19 protein-coding genes are annotated in these 20,362 nt (G+C 74.8%); 10 read left to right on the forward strand and 9 right to left on the reverse strand.

The window, feature by feature from the left end:
- Positions 1-73 precede the first annotated feature (73 nt).
- Positions 74-916: a siderophore-interacting protein gene (locus tag ACWGH0_RS21745; RefSeq protein WP_453405842.1), complete on the reverse strand. Its 843-nt coding sequence runs from the start codon at positions 914-916 to the stop codon at positions 74-76.
- Between the two features lie 46 nt (positions 917-962).
- Positions 963-1,877, reverse strand: a complete 915-nt coding sequence (locus ACWGH0_RS21750; protein WP_453405875.1) for a 5'-3' exonuclease — start codon at positions 1,875-1,877, stop codon at positions 963-965.
- Positions 1,878-2,253: 376 nt separating this feature from the next.
- Between ACWGH0_RS21750 and ACWGH0_RS21755 the strand changes: the two genes are divergently transcribed.
- Together ACWGH0_RS21755 and ACWGH0_RS21760 are read left to right on the forward strand one after the other, a co-directional pair.
- Positions 2,254-2,856 (forward strand): helix-turn-helix domain-containing protein, encoded by a 603-nt coding sequence (locus ACWGH0_RS21755; RefSeq protein WP_453405843.1) that lies wholly within the window; start codon positions 2,254-2,256, stop codon positions 2,854-2,856.
- Positions 2,857-2,872: 16 nt separating this feature from the next.
- Entirely contained in the window at positions 2,873-3,583 is a 711-nt protein-coding gene (locus tag ACWGH0_RS21760; RefSeq protein WP_453405844.1) for a helical backbone metal receptor, read from the forward strand.
- Here the strand turns inward: ACWGH0_RS21760 and ACWGH0_RS21765 are convergent.
- The gene (locus tag ACWGH0_RS21765; protein WP_453405845.1) at positions 3,522-4,661 is read right to left on the reverse strand and encodes a TDT family transporter; all 1,140 of its coding nucleotides are present in this window, start codon (positions 4,659-4,661) and stop codon (positions 3,522-3,524) included. The genes ACWGH0_RS21760 and ACWGH0_RS21765 overlap by 62 nt on opposite strands.
- Positions 4,662-4,731: 70 nt before the next feature.
- Between ACWGH0_RS21765 and ACWGH0_RS21770 the strand changes: the two genes are divergently transcribed.
- A complete protein-coding gene (locus ACWGH0_RS21770; RefSeq protein WP_453405846.1) occupies positions 4,732-5,745 on the forward strand; it encodes a LysR family transcriptional regulator in 1,014 nt (337 codons plus the stop codon).
- Between the two features lie 36 nt (positions 5,746-5,781).
- Positions 5,782-6,216, forward strand: coding sequence for a hypothetical protein (locus ACWGH0_RS21775; protein WP_453405847.1), 435 nt, complete (start codon positions 5,782-5,784; stop codon positions 6,214-6,216).
- A 355-nt stretch (positions 6,217-6,571) separates the two neighbouring features.
- Here ACWGH0_RS21775 and ACWGH0_RS21780 read toward each other — a convergent pair whose 3' ends face one another.
- From ACWGH0_RS21780 to ACWGH0_RS21790, 3 genes are all read right to left on the reverse strand, one after another.
- Positions 6,572-7,288: a gamma-glutamyl-gamma-aminobutyrate hydrolase family protein gene (locus ACWGH0_RS21780; protein ID WP_453405848.1), complete on the reverse strand. Its 717-nt coding sequence runs from the start codon at positions 7,286-7,288 to the stop codon at positions 6,572-6,574.
- Positions 7,289-7,347: 59 nt separating this feature from the next.
- Positions 7,348-8,817, reverse strand: coding sequence for an ethanolamine permease (eat, locus tag ACWGH0_RS21785; protein WP_453405849.1), 1,470 nt, complete (start codon positions 8,815-8,817; stop codon positions 7,348-7,350).
- A gap of 245 nt (positions 8,818-9,062) precedes the next feature.
- A complete protein-coding gene (locus ACWGH0_RS21790) occupies positions 9,063-9,791 on the reverse strand; it encodes a FadR/GntR family transcriptional regulator (RefSeq protein ID WP_453405850.1) in 729 nt (242 codons plus the stop codon).
- 77 nt (positions 9,792-9,868) lie between these two features.
- Between ACWGH0_RS21790 and ACWGH0_RS21795 the strand changes: the two genes are divergently transcribed.
- The 3 genes from ACWGH0_RS21795 to ACWGH0_RS21805 are packed head-to-tail and all read left to right on the forward strand — an operon-like array spanning position 9,869 to position 13,426.
- Positions 9,869-11,242 carry a glutamine synthetase family protein gene (locus ACWGH0_RS21795; RefSeq protein WP_453405851.1) on the forward strand — a complete coding sequence of 458 codons (1,374 nt, stop codon included), beginning with the start codon at positions 9,869-9,871 and terminating at the stop codon, positions 11,240-11,242.
- 8 nt (positions 11,243-11,250) lie between these two features.
- Positions 11,251-12,615, forward strand: coding sequence for an aldehyde dehydrogenase family protein (locus ACWGH0_RS21800; RefSeq protein ID WP_453405852.1), 1,365 nt, complete (start codon positions 11,251-11,253; stop codon positions 12,613-12,615).
- A gap of 4 nt (positions 12,616-12,619) precedes the next feature.
- Positions 12,620-13,426 (forward strand): 3-oxoacyl-ACP reductase, encoded by an 807-nt coding sequence (locus ACWGH0_RS21805; protein WP_453405853.1) that lies wholly within the window; start codon positions 12,620-12,622, stop codon positions 13,424-13,426.
- Here ACWGH0_RS21805 and ACWGH0_RS21810 read toward each other — a convergent pair.
- Positions 13,423-14,673, reverse strand: a complete 1,251-nt coding sequence (locus ACWGH0_RS21810; protein WP_453405854.1) for an alanine racemase — start codon at positions 14,671-14,673, stop codon at positions 13,423-13,425. The genes ACWGH0_RS21805 and ACWGH0_RS21810 overlap by 4 nt on opposite strands.
- Before the next feature lie 1,221 nt (positions 14,674-15,894).
- Between ACWGH0_RS21810 and ACWGH0_RS21815 the strand changes: the two genes are divergently transcribed.
- Both ACWGH0_RS21815 and mycP read left to right on the forward strand, forming a co-directional pair.
- On the forward strand, positions 15,895-16,953 hold the full coding sequence (locus tag ACWGH0_RS21815; RefSeq protein ID WP_453405855.1) for a hypothetical protein: 1,059 nt from the start codon (positions 15,895-15,897) through the stop codon (positions 16,951-16,953).
- Positions 16,950-18,227 (forward strand): type VII secretion-associated serine protease mycosin, encoded by a 1,278-nt coding sequence (gene mycP, locus ACWGH0_RS21820; protein ID WP_453405856.1) that lies wholly within the window; start codon positions 16,950-16,952, stop codon positions 18,225-18,227. Before ACWGH0_RS21815 ends, mycP begins: the two co-directional genes overlap by 4 nt.
- On the opposite strand, the gene ACWGH0_RS21825 is transcribed toward mycP, so the two are convergent.
- The gene (locus ACWGH0_RS21825; RefSeq protein WP_453405857.1) at positions 18,162-18,860 is read right to left on the reverse strand and encodes a serine hydrolase; all 699 of its coding nucleotides are present in this window, start codon (positions 18,858-18,860) and stop codon (positions 18,162-18,164) included. The two genes, mycP and ACWGH0_RS21825, sit on opposite strands and share 66 nt — an antisense overlap.
- A gap of 63 nt (positions 18,861-18,923) precedes the next feature.
- Here ACWGH0_RS21825 and ACWGH0_RS21830 point away from each other — a divergent pair, with 63 nt between their 5' ends.
- Complete coding sequence (locus ACWGH0_RS21830) at positions 18,924-19,658, forward strand: SseB family protein (RefSeq protein ID WP_453405858.1); 735 nt, start codon at positions 18,924-18,926, stop codon at positions 19,656-19,658.
- 27 nt (positions 19,659-19,685) lie between these two features.
- On the opposite strand, the gene ACWGH0_RS21835 is transcribed toward ACWGH0_RS21830, so the two are convergent.
- A complete protein-coding gene (locus ACWGH0_RS21835; protein ID WP_453405859.1) occupies positions 19,686-20,048 on the reverse strand; it encodes a DUF1844 domain-containing protein in 363 nt (120 codons plus the stop codon).
- Between the last annotated feature and the right edge of the window lie 314 nt (positions 20,049-20,362).

Below are 20,362 nucleotides of genomic sequence, written 5' to 3' on the forward strand. Positions count from 1 at the left end.
CGTGCGTACGAGAACGCCACGGCCCCCGCCGACGTGGGCGGGGGCCGTGAGGAGGGGGTGAGGGAGCCGGTGGTCAGGCCGCGGACTCCTGCTCCCGCTCGACCTGCTCGTTCCACTCGCGCTTGACCGCGCGCCACGCGTCGTCGTCCTGACCGAGACGCCAGTACCCGGAGACGGAGAGCCGCTCGCGCGGGATGCCGCGCTCCATGCGCAGGTGGCGGCGGAGGTCCTTCACGAAGCCGGCCTCGCCGTGGACGAAGGCGTGCACGTCACCGGCCGGGAAGTCGAGACCGCGCACCGCCGCGATCAGCGCCCGGCCCACCGGGTCGCCGCCGCGGTGCAGCCAGGTCACCTCGACCCCGTCGGGCGTGGCGATCTTCTGCTGCTCCTCGGGACCCGCCACCTCGACGAAGGCGTGCCCCACGGCCCCCGCCGGCATCCGTTCCAGCGAGGCGGCGATTGCGGGCAGCGCGCTCTCGTCGCCCACGAGCAGATGCCAGTCTGCGGCCGGGTCCGGCGCGTAGCCGCCGCCGGGGCCGAGGAAGCGCACCCGCTCACCGGGCCGTACGGCCGCCGCCCACGGGCCGGCGAGGCCCTCGTCGCCGTGCACCACGAAGTCGACCGTCAGCTCCCGGTGCACGGCGTCCCAGGCCCGTACCGTGTACGTCCGGGTCACCGGCCACTGCTCGGCCGGGAGTTCCTCGCGGATCCGGGCCATGTCGAAGGGCTCCGGGTACGTCACGCCGGCCGGTGGGAACAGCACCTTGATGTAGTGGTCGGTGAACTCGTCGGCCGCGAAACCGGCCAGCCCTTCACCGCCGAGGACGACGCGCACCATGTGCGGCGTGAGCCGCTCGGTGCGCACGACCTCGGCCTCGCGGGCCTGCGGTGTCCTGCGGGCCGGTCGTTCTGCCACGGCGCTCTCCCTGCTGTCGCTCGATGCGTGCTTAGGCTTACCTAAGTTAGCAGCCCTCGCGGCGCAGTGTCGTCAACAGCCGCTCCAGCGGCCCGCCGAGCCCCCACCGCACCGCGAGCGCGTCGAGCGCGGCGGGATCGCGCGGCTCGGTGGGCAGCGCCGGGTCGAAGTCGGGCAGCGGTACGTCGGAGGCGACGCGGACCACCGTGGGCGCGACGGCGACGTAGTCCCGTGCCTCGTCGAGCCGCTTGCGCTGCGAGGGCGTCAGCCCGGATACGGGGTCGGCGACGGCCGCCATGATCCCGGCCAGGTCGCCGTACGCGGCGATGAGCTTCGCGGCCGTCTTCTCGCCGATGCCGGGAACGCCCGGAAGCCCGTCGCTCGGGTCGCCGCGCAGGAGCGCCAGATCGACGTACCCGGGACCGTTCACGGCGTACTTCTCGCGGAGCCACGCCTCGTCGGTGACCTGGAGCGTGCCGACCCCCTTCAGCGGGTACAGCACCCGGATCCCGCGGGCGTCGTCGACGAGCTGGTAGAGGTCGCGGTCGCCGGTGACGATGTCGACGGGGCCGGTGGCCCGCCCCGCGAGCGTCCCGATCACGTCGTCCGCCTCGTAGGGCTCGACGCCCACCCGGGCGATCCCCAGCGCGTCGAGCACGTCCTCGATGACGGGCACCTGCGGCGAGAGCGTGTCCGGGATCTCCTCCTCGTCGGGGCCGGTGACCGTCTCCTCCGCGACCCGGTGCGCCTTGTACGACGGGATCAGCTCCACCCGCCAGTGCGGCCGCCAGTCGGCGTCCATGCAGGCGACGAGGTCGTCGGGGTGGTGGTCCTGAACGAGCCGGGTGATGAAGTCGATCAGGCCGCGTACGGCGTTGACGGGCGTGCCGTCCGGGGCGCGCACGGAGTCCGGGACCCCGAAGTACGCGCGGAAGTAGAGGGAGGCGGTGTCGAGGAGCATCAGGCGTCGCGTCACCCCCCGATCATGCCGCACGCCCGGCGCCGCACGCCGCCGTGACGGCCGCCGGGCGCAGTGGACCACTCCGATGTTTGTCCACTACATCTAACGGCAGGCGCGGCCCCGGAGCGGACCCACCAGGTCATCACCGGCGGCAAGGGGCGTCCCGGGGTGCCGGCACGCAGAGGGCCCCGGGAGAGCGCCGGGGGAGCATCACAGCAGGCCGCGGAGGGGCGGGCCTCGTCTTGTGGCGGGGCCCGCGCCTCGGTGCTGTCCTGGACAGGGGGGTCATCCCTGACGTATGTACGAAACCGACGAGCGAAGCTGCGTAGGCTGCACTCAGCGTTGACGACCACGAGACAGGGAGGGAGCCGGAGCGATGGACGACAAGGAAACTCTTCGGGTCGGCACGGCCGTCCGGAGGCGCCGCAAGTCCCTGGCCCTCACCCTGGCCACCGTCGCGGCGCGCAGCGGGCTCTCGGTGCCGTTCCTCAGCCAGATCGAGAACGAACGGGCGAGACCGAGCACCCGCTCCCTGGAGCGGGTGGCCAAGGCGCTGGAGACCTCCGCGGCCGAGCTGATCGCCGCCGCGGACTCGGGCCGTACGGTCGACGTCGTACGGGCCGGGCGCTACGACGGCGCGCCGGGCGGCGAGGCCGTGCGCTGCGTGGTGCGCGGCCGGCACCAGCTGCGGGCCACCGAGTACACCGGGGAGCAGGACACCGGACGCGAGTTCCAGCACCACGGCGACGAGCTGATGTACATCGCCGACGGCGCCGCCGAGGTGGAGGCGGAGGGTCGCGCGTACCGCCTGGAGCGCGGCGACACGCTGTTCCTGTCCGGCGGCGTACGGCACCGGTGGCGCGCCACCGAGGAGGGCACCCGGATCCTCGTCGTCGCGGCGGCGGGAACCGTCGGGCACGACGACGACCGCGAGACCGGGCCGGGCGCCGACGGCGACGACGCCGGCCACGACGGCTGACGGGCGCCCGGCCGCCGTGCGCGTCGTCTCCCTCGTCCCGTCCCTCACCGAGGCCGTCGCCGTCAGTGCGCCGGGCCTGCTCGTCGGGGCCACCGACTGGTGCGCCCACCCGGCGGACCTCGACGTCGTCCGCGTCGGCGGAACCAAGAACCCGGACGTCGGGGCGGTCGTACGGCTGCGCCCGGACCTGGTGATCGCCAACGAGGAGGAGAACCGCGCACCCGACATCGCCGCCCTCCGCGAGGCCGGCCTCACCGTCCTGGTCACCGTGATCCGCGACCTGCCCGAGGCGCTCGCCGAACTGGAGCGGGTCCTGCTCGACGGCTGCGGACTGCGCACCCGGCCCGGCTGGCTCGACGCGGCCGAGGAGGCGTGGAGCGGCCTTCGGCCCCCCGGCCCCCGGCTGAAAGCGGTCGTGCCGATCTGGCGCAGACCGTGGATGGTCCTCGGCCGCGACACCTTCGCCGGTGACCTGCTGGCCCGGCTCGGCGTCGACCACCTCTACGCCGCCCATCCCGAGCGCTACCCGCGCGTCCCCCTGGACACCCTGCGCGCCGCCGGGGCGGACCTCGTCGTACTGCCCGACGAGCCATACCGCTTCACCGCCGACGACGGCCCCGAGGCGTTCCCCGGGCTGCGCGCCGCGCTCGTCAGCGGGCGCCACCTCACCTGGTACGGGCCGTCCCTGGCCGAGGCGCCCCGGGTGCTGCGAGCAGCGCTCCGCTGACCAGGCCGCGCAGTGTCCGTACGCCCGCCACCGCCCACGCGAGCACCAGCGCCGCGTAGAGGGCCGCCGCCAGCCAGCCGAAGGCGTCGAGCCCGGTATGACGCGCGAGCCCGGCGGCGCCCGTCACGCAGGTGCCGACGGGGAAGGTGAACGCCCACCACGTCATGGCGAACGGCATGCCGCCGCGCGCGGCCCGCACGACCATCGCCGCCGCGAGCGCCAGCCACAGCAGCGCGAAACCCATCACGGGCACGCCGTAGAGCACCGCGAACGTGCCGAACGCGTCGGCGTACGGCGCTCCGCTCGCGCCCGGGGCCACGTCCGCGAGGGCGTTGACGGCGGTGGTCGACTGGCCGAGCGGCCCGAGGACGAGGAACAGGGCCGGGGTCAGCGCGAGCGGCAGCGGCCCGCCGTGGACGAGCCGGCCGAATATCAGCGGCAGCATCACCAGGGTGGCGAGCAGGCTGAGACCGAACAGGGCGAGGCAGCCGAGCAGCATGGCCTCCCGCCACTGGCCCGCGGGCAGGTGGGGCACGAGCTGCGGTCCCAGCGCCGCCGAGACCATCGGCGCGACCACCGGGAGCAGCCACACGGGCGACGCGCTGCCGGGCTCGACCCGGTGGCGCACCACCATCAGGTACGGGATCGCGACGGCGGCGGTCAGACCCACGGCCGTCCCCAGGCACCACAGCACCGCGCCGGCGGCGAGGGCCGCCTCCCCGCCGACGGCGTCCGCGCCCAGCGTCACGGTGGCGCCGCCGACCGCGAGGAGTGCCATGGCCAGGCAGCCGTAGAAGGGGGCGACCGCCGGGTCGAGCAGGTGCGCGCCCGCCTGGTCGCGGTGGTACGCCCAGTGGCCGGCGCGCGCGAGCAGCAGAGCGCCGAGCAGCACCGCGGACAGCGCCCAGACACCGGTGAGCGCCGGGCGCGCGCCGGGGACGGTGAAGGGCAGGGCAGCGCCCGCGTTGGCCACGATGGCGGTGCCCATGACGGCGGCGTACCAGTTGGGGCCGAGGTGGCGCAGCGCGGGCAGGCGAGGGGAGGCGACGAGCGGATGCGGCTGCGCGTAGGTGGCCATACGGCCACGGTGGACGTACGAAGAGGTCCCCGCCAGGGACGGGAGGTGTATGAGGTCATAAACTGACGTTATGAGCATCCATGATCCGGGTCACGAGCGCGGTCCGCAGTCCGGAACCGGTCACCGGCCGGGTGCCGGCGACGAACCCGGCCCCGCCTCCGGCGACCGGGCTCCGCTCGCCCACCGGGTGCCCGACCTGGGCGCGATGGAGCTGCTGCTCGGTGTGGCCCGGCTCGGCAGCCTGGGGCGGGCGGCGCGGGAGCTGGGGATCAGCCAGCCCGCCGCGAGCAGCCGCATCCGCTCCATGGAACGCCAGCTCGGCGTCGCCCTCGTCGACCGTTCGCCGCGCGGCTCCCGTCTCACGGAGGCGGGCTCGCTCGTCACCGACTGGGCGAGGCGGGTCGTGGAGGCGGCCGAGGCGTTCGACGCGGGGGCGCAGGCGCTGCGCGGGCGGCGGGACTCGCGGCTGCGCGTCGCGGCCAGTATGACGATCGCCGAGTACCTGCTGCCCGGCTGGCTGATCGCACTGCACGGACAGCGCCCGGGCACGGCGGTCTCGCTGCTCGCGGGCAACTCCTCGGCCGTCGCGCAGCGCCTGCTGTCCGGCGAGGCCGATCTCGGCTTCGTGGAGGGCCTTTCGGTGCCCGACGGGCTCGACGGGGTCGTCATCGGACACGATCGGCTCGTGGTGGTCGCCGCCAAGGAGCACCCCTGGGCCCGCAGGCGCCGCCCGGTGGCCGCCCGGGAACTGGCCGAGGCCTCGCTCATCCTGCGGGAGAAGGGCTCCGGTACCCGCCAGGTCCTGGACGCGGCCCTCGCCGGATACGGAGGGCTGGCCGTACCCCTTCTCGAACTCGCCTCCACCACGGCCGTGAAGGCGGCGGCCGTCAGCGGCGCCGGGCCGAGCGTGCTCAGCGAACTCGCCGTACGGGAGGAGCTGGCCTCCCGCCGTCTGGTCGAAGTACCGGTCGAGGGCGTACGGATGGGCCGCGATCTGCGCGCGGTCTGGCCGACCGGGCCGAAGCCGACCGGGCCCGCCCGTGACCTGCTGGGGCTGACGCGTCCCGCCCCGAAATCGGCTTGACTGTTTGTCACGGCTTCGAACGGATACCCGAAGAGCATGACTGAACAGGACAAGAACACCAGGACCAAGGCCAACGGCACAGCGACGCGCGCCGCGAACGGCGCCACCGGCAAGGCCGCGAACGCGGCCGGCACCGCCAAGTCCGCCGCCTCCGGCACCACCGGCAAGGCCGCGGACACGGCGAAGTCCGCCGCCTCAGACACCACCGCGAAGGCGGCCGACATGGCCGGTTCCGCGAAGGCCGCCGGCCTCAAGGGAGTCGAGGCGAGCCGTCAGGCCATCGGGTCGGCGGCCGGCAAGGTCGCGTCGACGGCGTCCACCGCCTGGATGCTGCTCAACGCCCGCAAGGCCGTCGTCGCCGGTGCGGGCGCGGGCGCGGTGGCGATCGGAGCGGCCTCGTACGTGGCGGGCCGCAAGGCCGAACAGCGGTCCCTCGGGCCGGTCACGCGCCTGCTGGCGGGCCGCATCTGACGTCGTGTCGGATGCGGAGCCGGTGGCGGCCACGGCACCCGGCTCCGCGCGGCGACGCGACGCGGACCTGCCCGCACGCGCGCGAGGAAGCGCGTGGCCGACGGAACGACGGCTCCCGGCAAGTGGGCGTCCGCCCCGGCCTCGCGGCTGTCCGAACGACGGCCCGCGGCTGTCCGAACGACCGCCCCGCATCACGCCGCTGCCCCGTCCACGCCACGAAGGCGCGTCCACGGTGGAAGCCGGCGCGCGAACGGGAAGGCGGGCGGCAGGGTCACAGCCCCCGCCGCCCGCCCCGCGCCGCCGCCCCCGGGGAGCGCCGGACTCCGGAGCACGGCGGGCCGCCCCGCCGCCTCCGTCAGACCTGTACCTCCCGCCCCCGCAGCGGCGACCGGCCGAGGGCGGCAGCCGTCACCAGCGCCTCCATCACCCGCACGTCCTCACCGGCCTCCGGGTGCCACTGCACGCCCAGCACCCACTGCGCGCCGGGCAGTTCGAGCGCCTCGGGCGTCCCGTCCTCGGCGTACGCCGACACCACCAGGCCGTCACCGATCCGGTCGGCGGCCTGGTGGTGGTACGTGGGTACGCCGGTCTCCCGCGGCACGGCCGAGGCGTAACGCGTGCCCGGCACAGGCCGTACCGTGTGCCGCCCGAAGACGCCGGGGCCGCCGGTGTGGCCGTCCAGGTGCTGGACGAGCGTGCCGCCGCGCGCCACGTTCAGCAACTGCATGCCCCGGCAGATGCCGAGCAGTGGCGTACCGGACGCCAGTGCGGCGTCGATCAGCGCCAGTTCCCAGGCGTCGCGCTCCCGGGCCGGCGGCCCGGTGCGCGGGTCCGGCTCGGCTCCGTACCGCACGGGCTCGACGTCCGCGCCGCCCGCGACGACGAGGCCGTCGAGGCGCGCCACCACCGCCTCGGCACACGACGGCGCGTCGGGCGGGACCATCGCCGCGAGACCTCCCGCCGCCTGCACGAGACGCGGATACCCGGCCGGGAGCAGGGCGGCGGGCATGTCCCACACCCCCCAGCGCGCGGGCTCCAGGTAGGTGCTGATGCCGATGAGCGGCTTGGACACGGATCCTCCGGACGGTGTGGGGTGTGTTGCCCAGGGACGGGCGGCGGCGCGTCGGCCGGTCAGCCGCGTTCGAGTTCCGCCTCGGCCTCCGCCAGGGCGGCGAACTCCTCCTCGGGCGCCGTGGCGACGAGCCGGTGCCGACTGTAGAACGCGAAGTAGGCGAGGGCGACGCCGTACACGACGAGTGCGATGAACGCCGCTTCCTTGTCCACCAGGAACGTGGCCACCAGCGCGGACAGCGCCAGCACGAAGGCCACGGACGAGGTGAGGACGCCGCCCGGCGTGCGGTACGGCCGGTGCAGGCCGGGCTCGCGGCGGCGCAGCACGATGTGGGAGAGGGCCATCAGGGCGTACGAGATGGTGGCGCCGAAGACCGCGATGTTCAGCATCCGGGCCCCGTCACCGGTCCCCGCCGCCAGCGCGAAGCCGATCGCGCCGGGGATGAGCAGCCCGAGGTACGGGGCCTTGCGGCGGCTCGTCAGCGACAGGAAGCGGGGCAGGTAGCCGGCCCGGGAGAGCGCGAAGAGCTGCCGCGATCCGGCGTAGATGAGTGAGAAGAACGAGGCGACCAGGCCCGCGAGACCGGCGTAGTTGACGAATCGGCTGAGCGCGGTCGGGTCGCCGTCGCCCTGGAGCGCCACGACCAGCGGGTTGCCCGCGTCCTGGACGGCGGCTGCACCGCGCGCGCCGGTGGCCGCGAAGAAGGTGATCAGCGCGAGCAGCGCGAGCACGGCCATGGAGATGGCCAGGGCGCGCGGCATGGAACGCACCGGGTCCTTGGCCTCCTCTGCGGCCAGCGGAACACCCTCGACGCCGAGGAAGAACCACATGCCGAACGGGAACGCGGCCCAGATCCCCAGCAGTCCGAACGGCAGCCAGGAGTTCGCCCCGAACGCCCCCTCGTCGACCGGGATGTCGTTGAGCCCGTCGGCGCTGAACTCGGTGAACGCGCCCACAGCGAAGATCAGCAGCGCGGCCACGGCGACGGCCGTCACCACCAGGCTGAAACGCAGCGCCTCGCCGACGCCCCACAGGTGGATCCCGATGAAGACCGCGAAGCAGGCGAGGTAGACGGGCCACCCGGCGGTGAGCCCAAAGAGGTTCAGCGACTCGACGTACTGGCCGATGAAGATCGAGATCGCCGCGGGAGCCAGGATGTACTCGATGAGGATGGCGGTGCCGGTGAGGAAGCCGCCCCAGGTGCCGAGCGCGCGGCGGGCGAAGCCGTAGCCGCCGCCGGCCGTGGGCAGGACGGCGGACAGTTCGGCCAGGGAGAAGACCAGGCAGGCGTACATCACGCCCATCAGGAGGGTGGCGATCGCCAGGCCGCCGAAGCCGCCTTCGGCGAGGCCGATATTCCAGCCGGAGAAGTCCCCGGAGACGACGTACGCGACGCCGAGTCCGGTGAGCAGCAGCCATCCGGCGCTGCCCCGGCGCAGGGTGCGCCGCTGGAGGTAGCCGCTGCCGGCGTCGGGGGAGGCCGGCGCCGCGGCCGGGGGTGGGGTGCGCGAGTCGGTGCTGTCGGCCATGAGCCGCTCCTGCCTCGGGTCAATGGTGGGTGGCCATACCTTTGTGGTTCGGCCGGTCCCGGCGCAAGACCCCTGGCGTCAAGCCGCTGTTACGGATCCGCATCGCCCGGCGCCCGCACTCCCCGATCCGCACCCGCCGATCCGCACCGGTCGGCGCGCGCACGCCCCCGGATCCCCGTCGCCCGTGCGCACGCCCCGGACCCCCGTCGCCCCGGCGCGTGCACGCCCCGAGGTCGCGCGAGGCGTCACATGAGAAAGCCCCGCAGCAGCGCGGCCGTACCCGAGCAGTGCTCGCGCATCACCTCGCGCGCCCCGTCCGCGTCGCCGTCGAGCACCGCCTCCACGAGCGCGGTGTGCTGCTGCTGGGAGTGCTCCAGGTTGCGTACGAGCAGCGGGATGCAGTCGAGCAGCCCGTTCACGGTGGCCCGAACGGCGGCGTACTGCGCGGTCAGCGTCGGCGAACCGGACAGCTCCGCCAGCGTCAGGTGCAGCAGGGTGTCCAGCCTGCGGTAGTCCGCGAGGGGCGCGTCGTGCGTCGCGGCGAGCGCCGCCCGCAGCCGCCGCTCGCCGTCCTCGCCGAGCCCGTACGCCGCGCACAGCCCGGCCGCGCCCACCTCCAGCACCTCGCGGAAGCGCAGCGCGTCCTCCACGTCGACGGCCGCCACGCGCCGGCGCAGCTCGTCCTGCCCGGAGGCGTCCGGGCGCGGCAGCACGAACGTGCCGCCGTACCGGCCGCGCCGGCTCTCCACGAGCCCCTGGTCCTGAAGCACCTTCAGGACCTCGCGCAGGGTGACCCGGCTGATCCGCAGGCGGTCCGCGAGCTCGCGTTCGGCGGGCAGCCGCTCCCCGACGGGCACCAGACCGAGGCGCAGGACCTGGAGGATCTGCTCCAGCGCCTCCTCGAACCCGTTCCCCGCCCGCACCGGCCGCAGCACGGGCGTCAGGCGGTCCGCCGAATCGTTTTCGCTCGCCACGTTGCGGTTTCCCCTTCCCAAGCAATGGTCTTCAGCAATACCTTATGGCTTCCGGCTGACCGAAGGAGGAAGTTTCCGTGGCAGACCGCACACCCCCGCTCGCTCTCGAGGAGCTCCGCGCCCTCGTGGCGAGCGGTGAGATCGACACAGTCGTCCTGGCCTTCCCCGACATGCAGGGCCGCCTCCAGGGCAAGCGGTTCGCCGCCCAGTTCTTCCTCGACGACGTACTGGACCACGGCACCGAGGGCTGCAACTACCTTCTCGCCGTCGACACCGAGATGAACACCGTCGACGGCTACGAGATGTCCTCCTGGGACCGCGGCTACGGCGACTTCGCCATGCACGCCGACCTCTCCACCCTGCGCCGCGTGCCCTGGAACGACGGAACCGCCCTGCTCGTCGCCGACCTGGCCTGGAACGACGGCTCACCCGTCGTCGCCGCGCCCCGCCAGATCCTGCGCCGCCAGCTGGAGCGACTCGCCGAGCACGGCTATACGGCGCACGTCGGCACCGAACTCGAGTTCATCGTCTTCAAGGACAGCTACGAGGAGGCGTGGGACCGCGGCTACAAGGACCTCGTCCCCGCCAACCAGTACAACATCGACTACTCGGTCCTCGGCACCGGCCGCGTCGAACCCCTCCTGCGCCGCATCCGCAACGAGATGACCGCGGCGGGCCTGACCGTCGAGTCGGCCAAGGGCGAGTGCAATCCGGGCCAGCACGAGATCGTCTTCAAGTATGACGAGGCCCTCGTCACCTGCGACCAGCACGCCGTCTACAAGACCGGCGCCAAGGAGATCGCCTCCCAGGAGGGCTACGCGCTCACCTTCATGGCGAAGTACAACGAGCGCGAGGGCAACTCCTGCCACATCCACCTCTCGCTCCAGTCCGCCGACGAGGCCGGCCGCAACGTCATGGCGGACGAAAGCGCCCCCGACGGGATGTCCCCCGTCATGCGGCACTTCCTCGCCGGGCAGCTGGCCGCGCTGCGCGACTTCTCCCTCCTCTACGCGCCCAACATCAACTCCTACAAGCGCTTCCAGCCCGGCTCCTTCGCCCCGACCGCCGTCGCCTGGGGCCACGACAACCGCACCTGCGCGCTGCGCGTGGTCGGCCACGGCCGCTCCATGCGCTTCGAGAACCGGCTCCCCGGCGGCGACGTGAACCCGTACCTCGCCGTCGCCGGCCTGATCGCGGCCGGTCTGCACGGCATCGAGCACCGGCTCGAACTCCCCGAGGCGTGCGCGGGCAACGCCTACACCGGCGCATACGCGCACGTCCCCACCTCGCTGCGCGAGGCCGCCGAGCTCTGGGAGAACAGCCCCCTCGCCAAGGCCGCCTTCGGCGACGAAGTCGTCGCGCACTACAGCAACATGGCGCGGGTCGAACTGAGGGCGTTCGACTCCGCGGTGACCGACTGGGAGCTGCGCCGCTCCTTCGAACGACTGTGAGGCACGCCGTGTCCTTCGAGCACCACATCCTCAATCCGGCCACCGAAGAGGTCGTCGCCACCGTCGCGGCCTCCACCGCCGCGGACGTCGACGCGGCCGTCGTACGGGCCACCGGCGCGCAGCGGGCCTGGGCCGCCGCCGCCCCCGCCGACCGCGCCCGCCTGCTGCGGCGCTTCGCCGCCACGGTCGACGAGCACATCGAGGAACTCGCCCGCCTTGAGGTCCGCGAGGCCGGCCACACCCTGGGCAACGCGCGCTGGGAGGCGGGCAACGTACGCGACCTGCTCGACTTCGCCGCCGGGGGAGTGGAGCGCCTGAACGGCCGACAGATCCCGGTCGCCGGCGGCCTGGACGTCACCCTCCTCGAACCCCTCGGCGTCGTCGGCGTCATCGCGCCCTGGAACTTCCCCATGCCGATCGCGGCCTGGGGCACGGCCCCCGCCCTCGCCGCGGGCAACGCCGTCATCCTCAAGCCCGCCGAGACGACGCCGCTGACCGCCCTGCGGCTCGCCGAACTCGCCCTCGAAGCCGGGCTGCCCGACCACCTCTTCCAGGTCCTGCCCGGAGCGGGCGACGTGGCGGGCGACGCGCTGGTCGAACACCCCGGCGTGGCGAAGATCGTCTTCACCGGGTCCACGCGCGTCGGCAAGCGGATCATGGCCAAGTGCGCGGACCGCGTGAAGCGCGTGACCCTCGAACTCGGCGGCAAGAGCCCCAACATCGTCTTCGCCGACGCCGACATCGAGACGGCCGCCGCCGCCACCCCGATGTCCTTTCTGGACAACTCCGGCCAGGACTGCTGCGCCCGTACCCGCATCCTCGTCCAGCGCACGGTGTACGACCGCTTCCTGGAGCTGCTCGCCCCGGCGATCGAGGCCGTGGTCGTGGGCGACCCGTCGGACGACAAGACGCAGATGGGCCCCCTGATCTCCAGGACCCAGCTGGAGCGCGTACGGGCGTACGTCCCGGAGGGCGCGCAGGCCCTGCGGGGCAGCGCCCCCGAGGGGCCCGGCTTCTGGTTCCCGCCGACCGTCCTCACGGGCACCGGCCCGGACGCGCCCGCCGCGACGGAGGAGGTCTTCGGCCCCGTCGCCGTGGTCCTGCCCTTCGACGACGAACAGGACGCCGTCCGCCTCGCCAACGCCACCGAGTACGGACTGTCCGGATCCGTATGGACGCGCGACGTGGGGCGCGCGCTGCGCGTCTCCCGGGAGGTCCGGGCGGGCAACCTGTCCGTCAACTCGCACAGCAGCGTCCGCTACTCGACGCCCTTCGGCGGCTACAAGCAGTCCGGACTCGGCCGCGAACTGGGCCCCGACGCGCTCACCGCTTTCACCGAAACCAAGAACATCTTCATCAGCACGGAGGCCTGAGACCATGACCGAGACTGTTGAGAGCGCCGGAACCGGCGCCGCCGTCTGCCGCCGGCTCGTCGGCCGCACCGCCGTGATCACCGGCGCCGGCAGCGGCATCGGCCTCGCCGCCGCACGCCGCCTCGCCTCCGAGGGCGCGCACATCGTCTGCGGCGACATCGACGAGACCGCGGGCAAGGCCGCGGCCGACGAGGTGGGCGGCACGTTCGTACGCGTCGACGTCACCGACGCCGAGCAGGTCGAGGCGCTCTTCAGGACGGCGTACGACACCTACGGCTCGGTCGACGTCGCGTTCAACAACGCCGGCATCTCGCCGCCCGAGGACGACTCGATCCTGACCACAGGACTCGAGGCGTGGAAGCGCGTCCAGGACGTCAACCTCACCTCCGTCTACCTCTGCTGCAAGGCCGCCATCCCCTACATGCAGCGCCAGGGCCGCGGCTCCATCATCAACACCGCGTCGTTCGTCGCGATCATGGGCGCCGCGACGTCGCAGATCTCGTACACGGCGTCCAAGGGCGGCGTCCTCGCGATGTCCCGCGAGCTGGGCGTGCAGTTCGCCCGCGAGGGCATCCGGGTCAACGCGCTCTGCCCGGGACCGGTCAACACCCCGCTCCTGCGGGAGCTGTTCGCCAGCGACCCGGAGCGGGCGGCGCGCCGGCTGGTGCACATCCCGGTCGGCCGTTTCGCGGAGGCGGACGAGATCGCGGCGGCCGTGGCGTTCCTGGCCAGCGACGACTCGTCGTTCGTCAACGCCACCGACTTCCTGGTCGACGGCGGCATCGCGGGCGCGTACGTGACCCCGCTCTAGCGGTCGCACCGGGGGCCGGGGCCCCCCCGGCCCCGCCCCCCTCCCGACAGGACTGTACGCCCATAAACCCCGGACGTAGGCACCGTGGCCCCCCCCCCGCCCCCCTCGACGAGATGGAGCCGGTCGAACCGCTCGCACAGCTCCCCGGCCTTCGCGTGCCGGAACCACACCTTGTCGCCGATCAGCAGATCGTCGGCGGCGGAGCCGATCAGCGGCGTCTGCACCTCGCCGGCCCCCTCCTGGGGGTCGTAACGCAGCCCCTCCGGCAGGTACGGCACGGGCGACCGGTCGGGACCGGCCGCGCCCGAGGCGGGATAGCCGCCGCCGAGGACCGTCACCACCCCCACGCCCGGCCTGCGGACGACGGGCTGAGCGAAGAGGGCGGCCGGCCGGCCCGTGAACGACGAGTAGTTGTCGAAGAGCCGGGGGAGGTAGAGCCCCGAGCCCGCCGCGATCTCGGTCACGGCCGCCTCGGCGGCGGTGTGCTGGACGCTGCCGGTACCGCCGCCGTTGACGAACTCCAGGTCCGGGGCGACGGCGCGCACCGCCCGCACGACCGCCGCCCGGCGCGCCGCGAGCTCCTTGCGCGCCGCGTCCTGCATGACCCGGATCATCCGGGAGCGCAGCGGCCGCCCCGCGACCGCGTCGCCGACCCCGGCGACGTGACCCTCGTACGCCATGATGCCGACCAGCCGGAAACCGGGCCGGCGGGCCACGGAACGAGCCAGTTCGGCGAGGTGCGCCGGCTCCCGCAGCGGCGAGCGCAGCGCCCCTATCCGGACACGGCCGCCGAGCAGCCGCAGCGACGTGTCCAGTTCCAGGCAGACCCGGATCTCCTCGCGGCCGCCGTCCCTCGCCCCGTCGATCAGTTCCAGCTGCGCCGGGTCGTCGACCATCACGGTGACGGCGGCGGCGAGCTTCGGATCGGCGGCGAGCTCCGGGAACGCGCCCCGGTCCGCCGACGGATAGGCGAGCAGGACGTCCTCGAAGCCGGAGCGGGCGAGCCACAGGGACTCCGCCAGCGTGAACGACATGACCCCCGCGAAACCGTCGCGCGCCAGCACGCGCTCCAGCAGGGCGCGGCAGCGTACGGACTTGCTCGCCACCCGGATCGGTTTGCCGGCGGCCCGGCGCGCCAGGTCGGCGGCGTTGTCGTCGAAGGCCTCCAGATCGACGACGGCGACGGGAGCGTCGAGGTGGGCGGTGGCCCGGTCGTACCTGGCCCGGTCGGCAGCGCGCGGTGTCATGGCCAGAGCTTGCCAGAGCGGATTACCACTGGGTAGGGGGATCATCCGGTCAGATGCCGCGAGGCCGGGGACTGGTTCCCGTCGGCCCCCCGCCAGCCCGTAGAGTGACGCCCACGCGGTGAGGACGGCTCGAACGGACCTGCCCCGAAAGGCGATCGGGCACCGCGGGGCACAAGCCGGGGCGGACCAGGAACTGGGGGGCGGATGAACACCGAGGCACACCGCGCCCCCCTTCCCCCCACGGCACCGCCCCCGCCCGCACGGAGCGCCACTGCGCCGCCGACGCCTCCGACCCGGCCCGCACCCACGCCGGGCGCCGGCCCGAACCGGTCCGCTTCCCCGCAGGGCCCGGGTACGCCACCGGCACCCGTGCCTCAGCCGAGCGCCGGTGCACCGCAGCCCCGCCCGGCGTCCACCGCGGGCGCGCACCAGCCGCAGCCGGGGAACCGGCCTGCGCCCGCCGACGGCCCCGGCCCCGCTCCCGGGCAGCCGTCCGCCGCGGGGCGATCGCAGCCCTTGTCGATCGGGGGCACGCAGCCCGTGCCCACGCAGGCGTCCACCGCAGGCCGGCACCAGCCGCAGCCCGGGAACGGACCGTCGCCCGCCACGGCCGGGACGCCCCCACATCGGCAGCCGCCGGCGGGCGACCGGACCGCACCTGCCGCACCAACCCACCAGGCACCGGCGCCACAGGCCGTGCTGCGCGCGGGGTCCGCTCCCACCGTGCCCTCCGGGGAGCCGCGCGCGGACGCCCCCGCCGCGCCGCGCCACCCGGTTCCCGCACCACGTCCCGCGTCAGCCCCTGCCACCGACAGCGGCGGGCCCTCCGGCGCAGCCTCGGCGGGCGCCCCCGCCGCGCCGCACCGCGCGCCCGCTGCCGGGCAGTACCCCGGCTCAGCCCTTCCTGCGGGCAACGGCGGGCCCTCCGGCGCCCCTGCCGCGCCCCGCCCCCCGGCCCCCGGTCCCGCCCCTGCCACTGACAGCGGCGGGCCCTCCGGCGCAGCCTCGGCGGGCGCGCCCGCCGCGCCGCACCCCGCGCCCGCTGCCGGGCGGCACCAGGGCTCCGCTCCCGCCGCGCCTTCAGGCGGCGAGACCTCGGGCGCCCCCGCCGCGCCCGCCGCCGGGCGACACCCCGGCTCCGCCCTTTCTGCGGGCACCGGCGGCCCCTCCGGCGCAGACACGGCGCGCACGCCCGCCCCGTCGCCGCGCAACCCCGGCCCCATGCCGCCGCATGCCGTGCCTGCCGCGGCCCCGGCCGAGACCACCGCGCGCCTTCGGCCCGTGCCCGCCGAGACCACCGCGCGCCTGCGGCCCTTGCCCGCCGCTCCGGGGGCGTTGCCCGCGCAGGTTCCGCCGCCGCCCACTGTTCCGCCGAGCGCCGCGACCCGGCGCAGGGCCGTGGGTTCCGTGGACCTGGGCGCGCAGCCCGGTGCCCCCCGCCCCGCCCACTTCGCCGCACCCCGGCACTGGCCGGTGCCCGAGACGCCGGCCGAGACCACCACCCGGCTGCGCCGCGTCCGTACCCGCCGCCCCGCCCGCGTCGCCGCCGCCGCGGCCTGCCTCGTACTCGGCGTGGGACTGATCGGCGGCGCGGCCACCGGCAGCTGGCTCACCGGCGGCTCGGACGCCGAGGCCGCCGCGCCCGGCGGGTACGCCGAGGCGCGCGGACTCTGGCACAGCACGCCCGTGGACAAACTGTTCCCGCCGACCCTCCAGGGCGACGGCGCGGGCCCCGGCGGCGCCGACCGCGTCTGGACGCGGATCGCCGTCGCCCCCGACAGCGGGTGCGCCAGGGCCTTCGACCCGCTGCTGCTCAAGGCGCTGGAGCCGGTCGGCTGCCTGCGCCTCCTGCGCGCCACCTACACCGACGCCACCACCAGCAGCGTCACCACCGTCGGCCTGCTCTTCACCGAGGCCGACGCCCCCGCGATGAAGGCGCTGCGCACCCGTTTCACCACCGAGGGACTGGGCGACCGTACCGACCTCATGCCCCGCACCTACCCCGCCGAGGGAACGGCCGCCGCCGGATTCGGCGCCAGGCAGCGGGCGAGCTGGACAATACGGGTGCTCACCGACGTACCCGTCGTGGTGTACGCCGTCTCCGGCTTCGCCGACGGCCGTGCCGTCCCCGACCCGCAGCCCGCCGGCCGGGCCACCGTCGCCGGCGCGACGAACGCCCCCGCCCAGGCCGGCCTCGGCCACGAGGCGAAGGGCGTCGCCGACCGCATCGAACGAGGTCTCCGCAGGACCGCGCACCCGCCCACGGAGCCACCCCGATGAACAACCCCCACCCGGCCGATCCCACCCGTCCCACCGCGCCGGCCGCCCACGTGCCTACCCGGACCCCGGCGGCTGTCCCCACCGCCCCCTCCCGCCGCACCGCCCCCCGCCTCCTCGCCGCAGCCCTGGTGGCCGTCGCCGTCTCCGTGCTGCCCGCGCCGGTCGCGCACGCCGACAGCATCCGGGCCCAGCAGTGGGCGCTCGACGCGCTCCACACCGAGAAGGCGTGGCGTACGACCAAGGGCGAGGGCGTCACCGTCGCCGTGCTCGACACCGGCGTGGACGGCAGCCACCCCGACCTCACGGGCCGCGTACTGGAGGGCAAGGACCTCATAGGCTTCGGCGCGGGGAAGGGCGACCGCGCCTGGGCCCGCCACGGCACCGCCATGGCCGGGATCATCGCGGGCCACGGCAGCGGCCCCGGCCGCGCCGACGGCGTCGTCGGCATCGCGCCCGAGGCCAAGATCCTCCCGGTCCGGGTGATCCTCGAAGGCGGCGACCCCGCGCGCAAGCGGGCCCGCAGCACCCGCGGCAACGCCCTCGCCCAGGGCATCCGCTGGGCCGCCGACCACGGCGCCGACGTCATCAACCTCTCCCTCGGCGACGACAGCAAGTCCGCCCACCCCGAGCCCGCCGAGGACGCCGCCGTCCAGTACGCCCTGGCCAAGGGCGCCGTCGTCGTGGCCTCCGCCGGCAACAGCGGCGAGGAGGGCGACCACATCTCGTACCCCGCCGCCTACCCCGGCGTGATCGCGGTGGCCGCCGTCGACAGCTCCGGCACCCACGCGTCCTTCTCCACCAGCCGCTGGTACGCCACCGTCAGCGCCCCCGGCGTCGATGTGATCATCGCCGACCCGGACCGCCGCTACTACGAGGGCTGGGGCACCAGCGCCGCCTCCGCGTTCGTCTCCGGCGCCGCCGCGCTGATCCGCTCGGAGTACCCCGACCTAACCCCCGCCCAGGTCAAGAAGCTCCTCGCGGACACCGCCCGCAACGCGCCCGAGGGCGGTCGCGACGACGCCCGCGGCTACGGTTTCGTCGACCCCGCCGCCGCCCTGGAGGCCGCCGCCGGCCTCCGTCCCGCGCGGCTGCGCCCGGCCTCCGCCCCGCACGGCGAGAAGTACTTCGGCGCGGGCCCCGACCCGCTGCGCGAGGCCGGCGAACCGGCGGGCTGGTTCGCCCCCGCGGCCGGCGGCGTCGGCGCCGTCCTACTGGCCGGCGCGGTCGCCCTGTGGCGCACCGGCCGTCCCACGGCCTCCCGCCACTTCCACTGACGTCCGCTCCACCACCGCGATCCCCGCCTCCCGGGTGGAGTGCCCCTCCGACAGGACGGCCATCAGCAGCAGCTGCCCGTCCGCCGCCCGCACCCGTCCCACGCTGTGCACCGTCCACAGCCCGGTGGCGTCCCGCGGCATCCACCCGTTCTTCAGCGCGGCGCCGCGCCCCGCCGCCGACACACCCCAGTCCTGCCCCGGGACGACCCGCCCCATCAGCCCCGCGATGTACGCGCGCGAGTCCGCGTCCAGTACGCCGTCCCCGCCCGCGCCACCCTCCCCGAACACCGCCCGCAGGAGCGTCAGCTGGTCCCGCGCCGTGGTCCGCGTCCGCCCCCAGGCGCGGTCGGCCGTCGTCTGCGTGAGGCCGAGCCGGGCGTGCGCCGCGTCGAGACCCGCCGCGCCCCCGATCACCGCCCAGAGCGCCGACGCCGCGTCGTTGTCGCTGCGCCGGATCATGGCCTCGGCGTACGCCAGCTCCGCCGCGTCCGGCGCCCGCCCCTCGTCCCGGGCGCGCAGCAGCAGCGCCGCGAGGATGCCGACCTTGACGACGCTCGCGGCGGGGAAGCGCCCGTCCCCGTGCCGGACGTACTCCCGGCCCGTGCACGAGGAGACGGCGTACGAGACGTTCACAGCAGGGCCGGTGCCCGCGGGCCCCCCGCGAAAAACCCGCCGACCGGCCGATAGTCTCGTGAGGTGGCGCTCAAGAACATCCCGGACCCCGGTTTCTCCGAAGACGACGGCACCGCCGACCCGCGGCTCAGCGCGGCGCTGGCCGCCTGGGCCGAGGACCCGGCCGCCGAGCCGCAGGTGCTCGCCGCCCTGGCCGGCGCCCGGCTCCTGGTCCCCGTCGTCGCCGTGCTCGGCGAGGCCGAGACCGACGAGGAGACGGGGCTGCGGCGCGAGAAGAGCAGCGACATGGCCGTGCCGACCCTGCAGGCCGGCAATCGCCGCGCCCTGCCCGCCTTCACCTCCACCGAGGCCCTGGCCCGCTGGGACCCGGAGGCGCGCCCCGTCGCCGTACCCCTGCAGCAGGCGCTCCAGGCGGTCGCCCACGAACGGGCCGACACACTGGTCCTTGACCTGGCGGGCCCCGTGCCCTACCAGCTCACCGGTTCCGCGCTGCTCGCCGCCGCCGAGGGCCGCACCAGCGCGGTGCCGCTGGACGACCCGGCCGTCACCGAAGCGGTACGGGCCGCCGTCGCCGCGGAGCCCTCCGTGCTGCGCGCCCACCTCGGCCCGGGCAGCGCCGACGGCACCCTCGCGCTGGTCCTCGCCCCCGGAGCCGAACCGGCCGAGGCGGCCCGCCGCGTCGCCGGGGCCCTGGCCGCCGACGAAACGCTGAGGGCCCGCCTGGTGCGGGGCCTCGACCTGGCACTGCTGCCGGCCGGTGCCACGCCTCCCGGCGAGCCCTTGTTCGTACGCGGATAACGCCGCCGACGCGGCGAGGAGGGTCGGTCAGCCGTACACCGGGCCCGTGTACTTCTCGCCCGGCCCCTGGCCGACCTCGTCCGGCACCGCCGACGCCTCGCGGAAGGCGAGCTGAAGCGACTTCAGCCCGTCGCGCAGCGGCGCCGCGTGGAAGGAGCTGATCTCGGTCGCGCTCGCGTCCAGCAGACCGGCCAGCGCGTGCACCAGCTTGCGGGCCTCGTCGAGGTCCTTGTGCTCGTCGCCGTCCTCGGTGAGACCGAGCTTCACGGCGGCGGCGCTCATCAGGTTGACCGCCACCGTGACGATCACCTCGACTGCCGGGACTTCCGCGATGTCGCGCGTCATGGCGTCGAAGTCGGGGGATTCACTGGGGGAGGTCGCGTCACTCATGACGCACACGATATGCCCCGCCCCGCCGCGGCCACCGCCGTGACCGGGGTCGCCGCTCCCCGGCGGACCTGCTAACCTTGTGTAACGACCGGCCGGACACCTGTGTGCCCGGCCCACAAGTGGAGGCTCCGATCTCCCACCTGACTGTCCTCACGGACGGCGGGTCACCGGTCAGGCGGTCCCCATCGTTCCGTACGGACGATGGAGCGCCGCTCGATGTGCGCCCCGCGGTTGATGCGCGGTGGTGCTCCGGTATTTCCAGGAGCCCCGCCTGTGTTCCCGTCCGGGGCATTTTTCATGGCTCCCTGAGGTTG

The sequence above is a fragment of the Streptomyces sp. NPDC054887 genome, from assembly GCF_053610585.1.

Coding starts and splice junctions, on each gene's coding strand:
- ACWGH0_RS21810 (WP_453405854.1), bottom strand. CDS start 14,673: ATGACACCGCGCGCTGCCGACCGGGCCAGGTACGACCGGGCCACCGCC.
- ACWGH0_RS21775 (WP_453405847.1), top strand. CDS start 5,782: ATGACTGAACAGGACAAGAACACCAGGACCAAGGCCAACGGCACAGCG.
- ACWGH0_RS21815 (WP_453405855.1), top strand. CDS start 15,895: ATGCCGCCGCATGCCGTGCCTGCCGCGGCCCCGGCCGAGACCACCGCG.
- ACWGH0_RS21805 (WP_453405853.1), top strand. CDS start 12,620: ATGACCGAGACTGTTGAGAGCGCCGGAACCGGCGCCGCCGTCTGCCGC.
- ACWGH0_RS21770 (WP_453405846.1), top strand. CDS start 4,732: ATGAGCATCCATGATCCGGGTCACGAGCGCGGTCCGCAGTCCGGAACC.
- ACWGH0_RS21750 (WP_453405875.1), bottom strand. CDS start 1,877: ATGCTCCTCGACACCGCCTCCCTCTACTTCCGCGCGTACTTCGGGGTC.
- ACWGH0_RS21755 (WP_453405843.1), top strand. CDS start 2,254: ATGGACGACAAGGAAACTCTTCGGGTCGGCACGGCCGTCCGGAGGCGC.
- eat (WP_453405849.1), bottom strand. CDS start 8,817: ATGGCCGACAGCACCGACTCGCGCACCCCACCCCCGGCCGCGGCGCCG.
- mycP (WP_453405856.1), top strand. CDS start 16,950: ATGAACAACCCCCACCCGGCCGATCCCACCCGTCCCACCGCGCCGGCC.
- ACWGH0_RS21835 (WP_453405859.1), bottom strand. CDS start 20,048: ATGAGTGACGCGACCTCCCCCAGTGAATCCCCCGACTTCGACGCCATG.
- ACWGH0_RS21765 (WP_453405845.1), bottom strand. CDS start 4,661: ATGGCCACCTACGCGCAGCCGCATCCGCTCGTCGCCTCCCCTCGCCTG.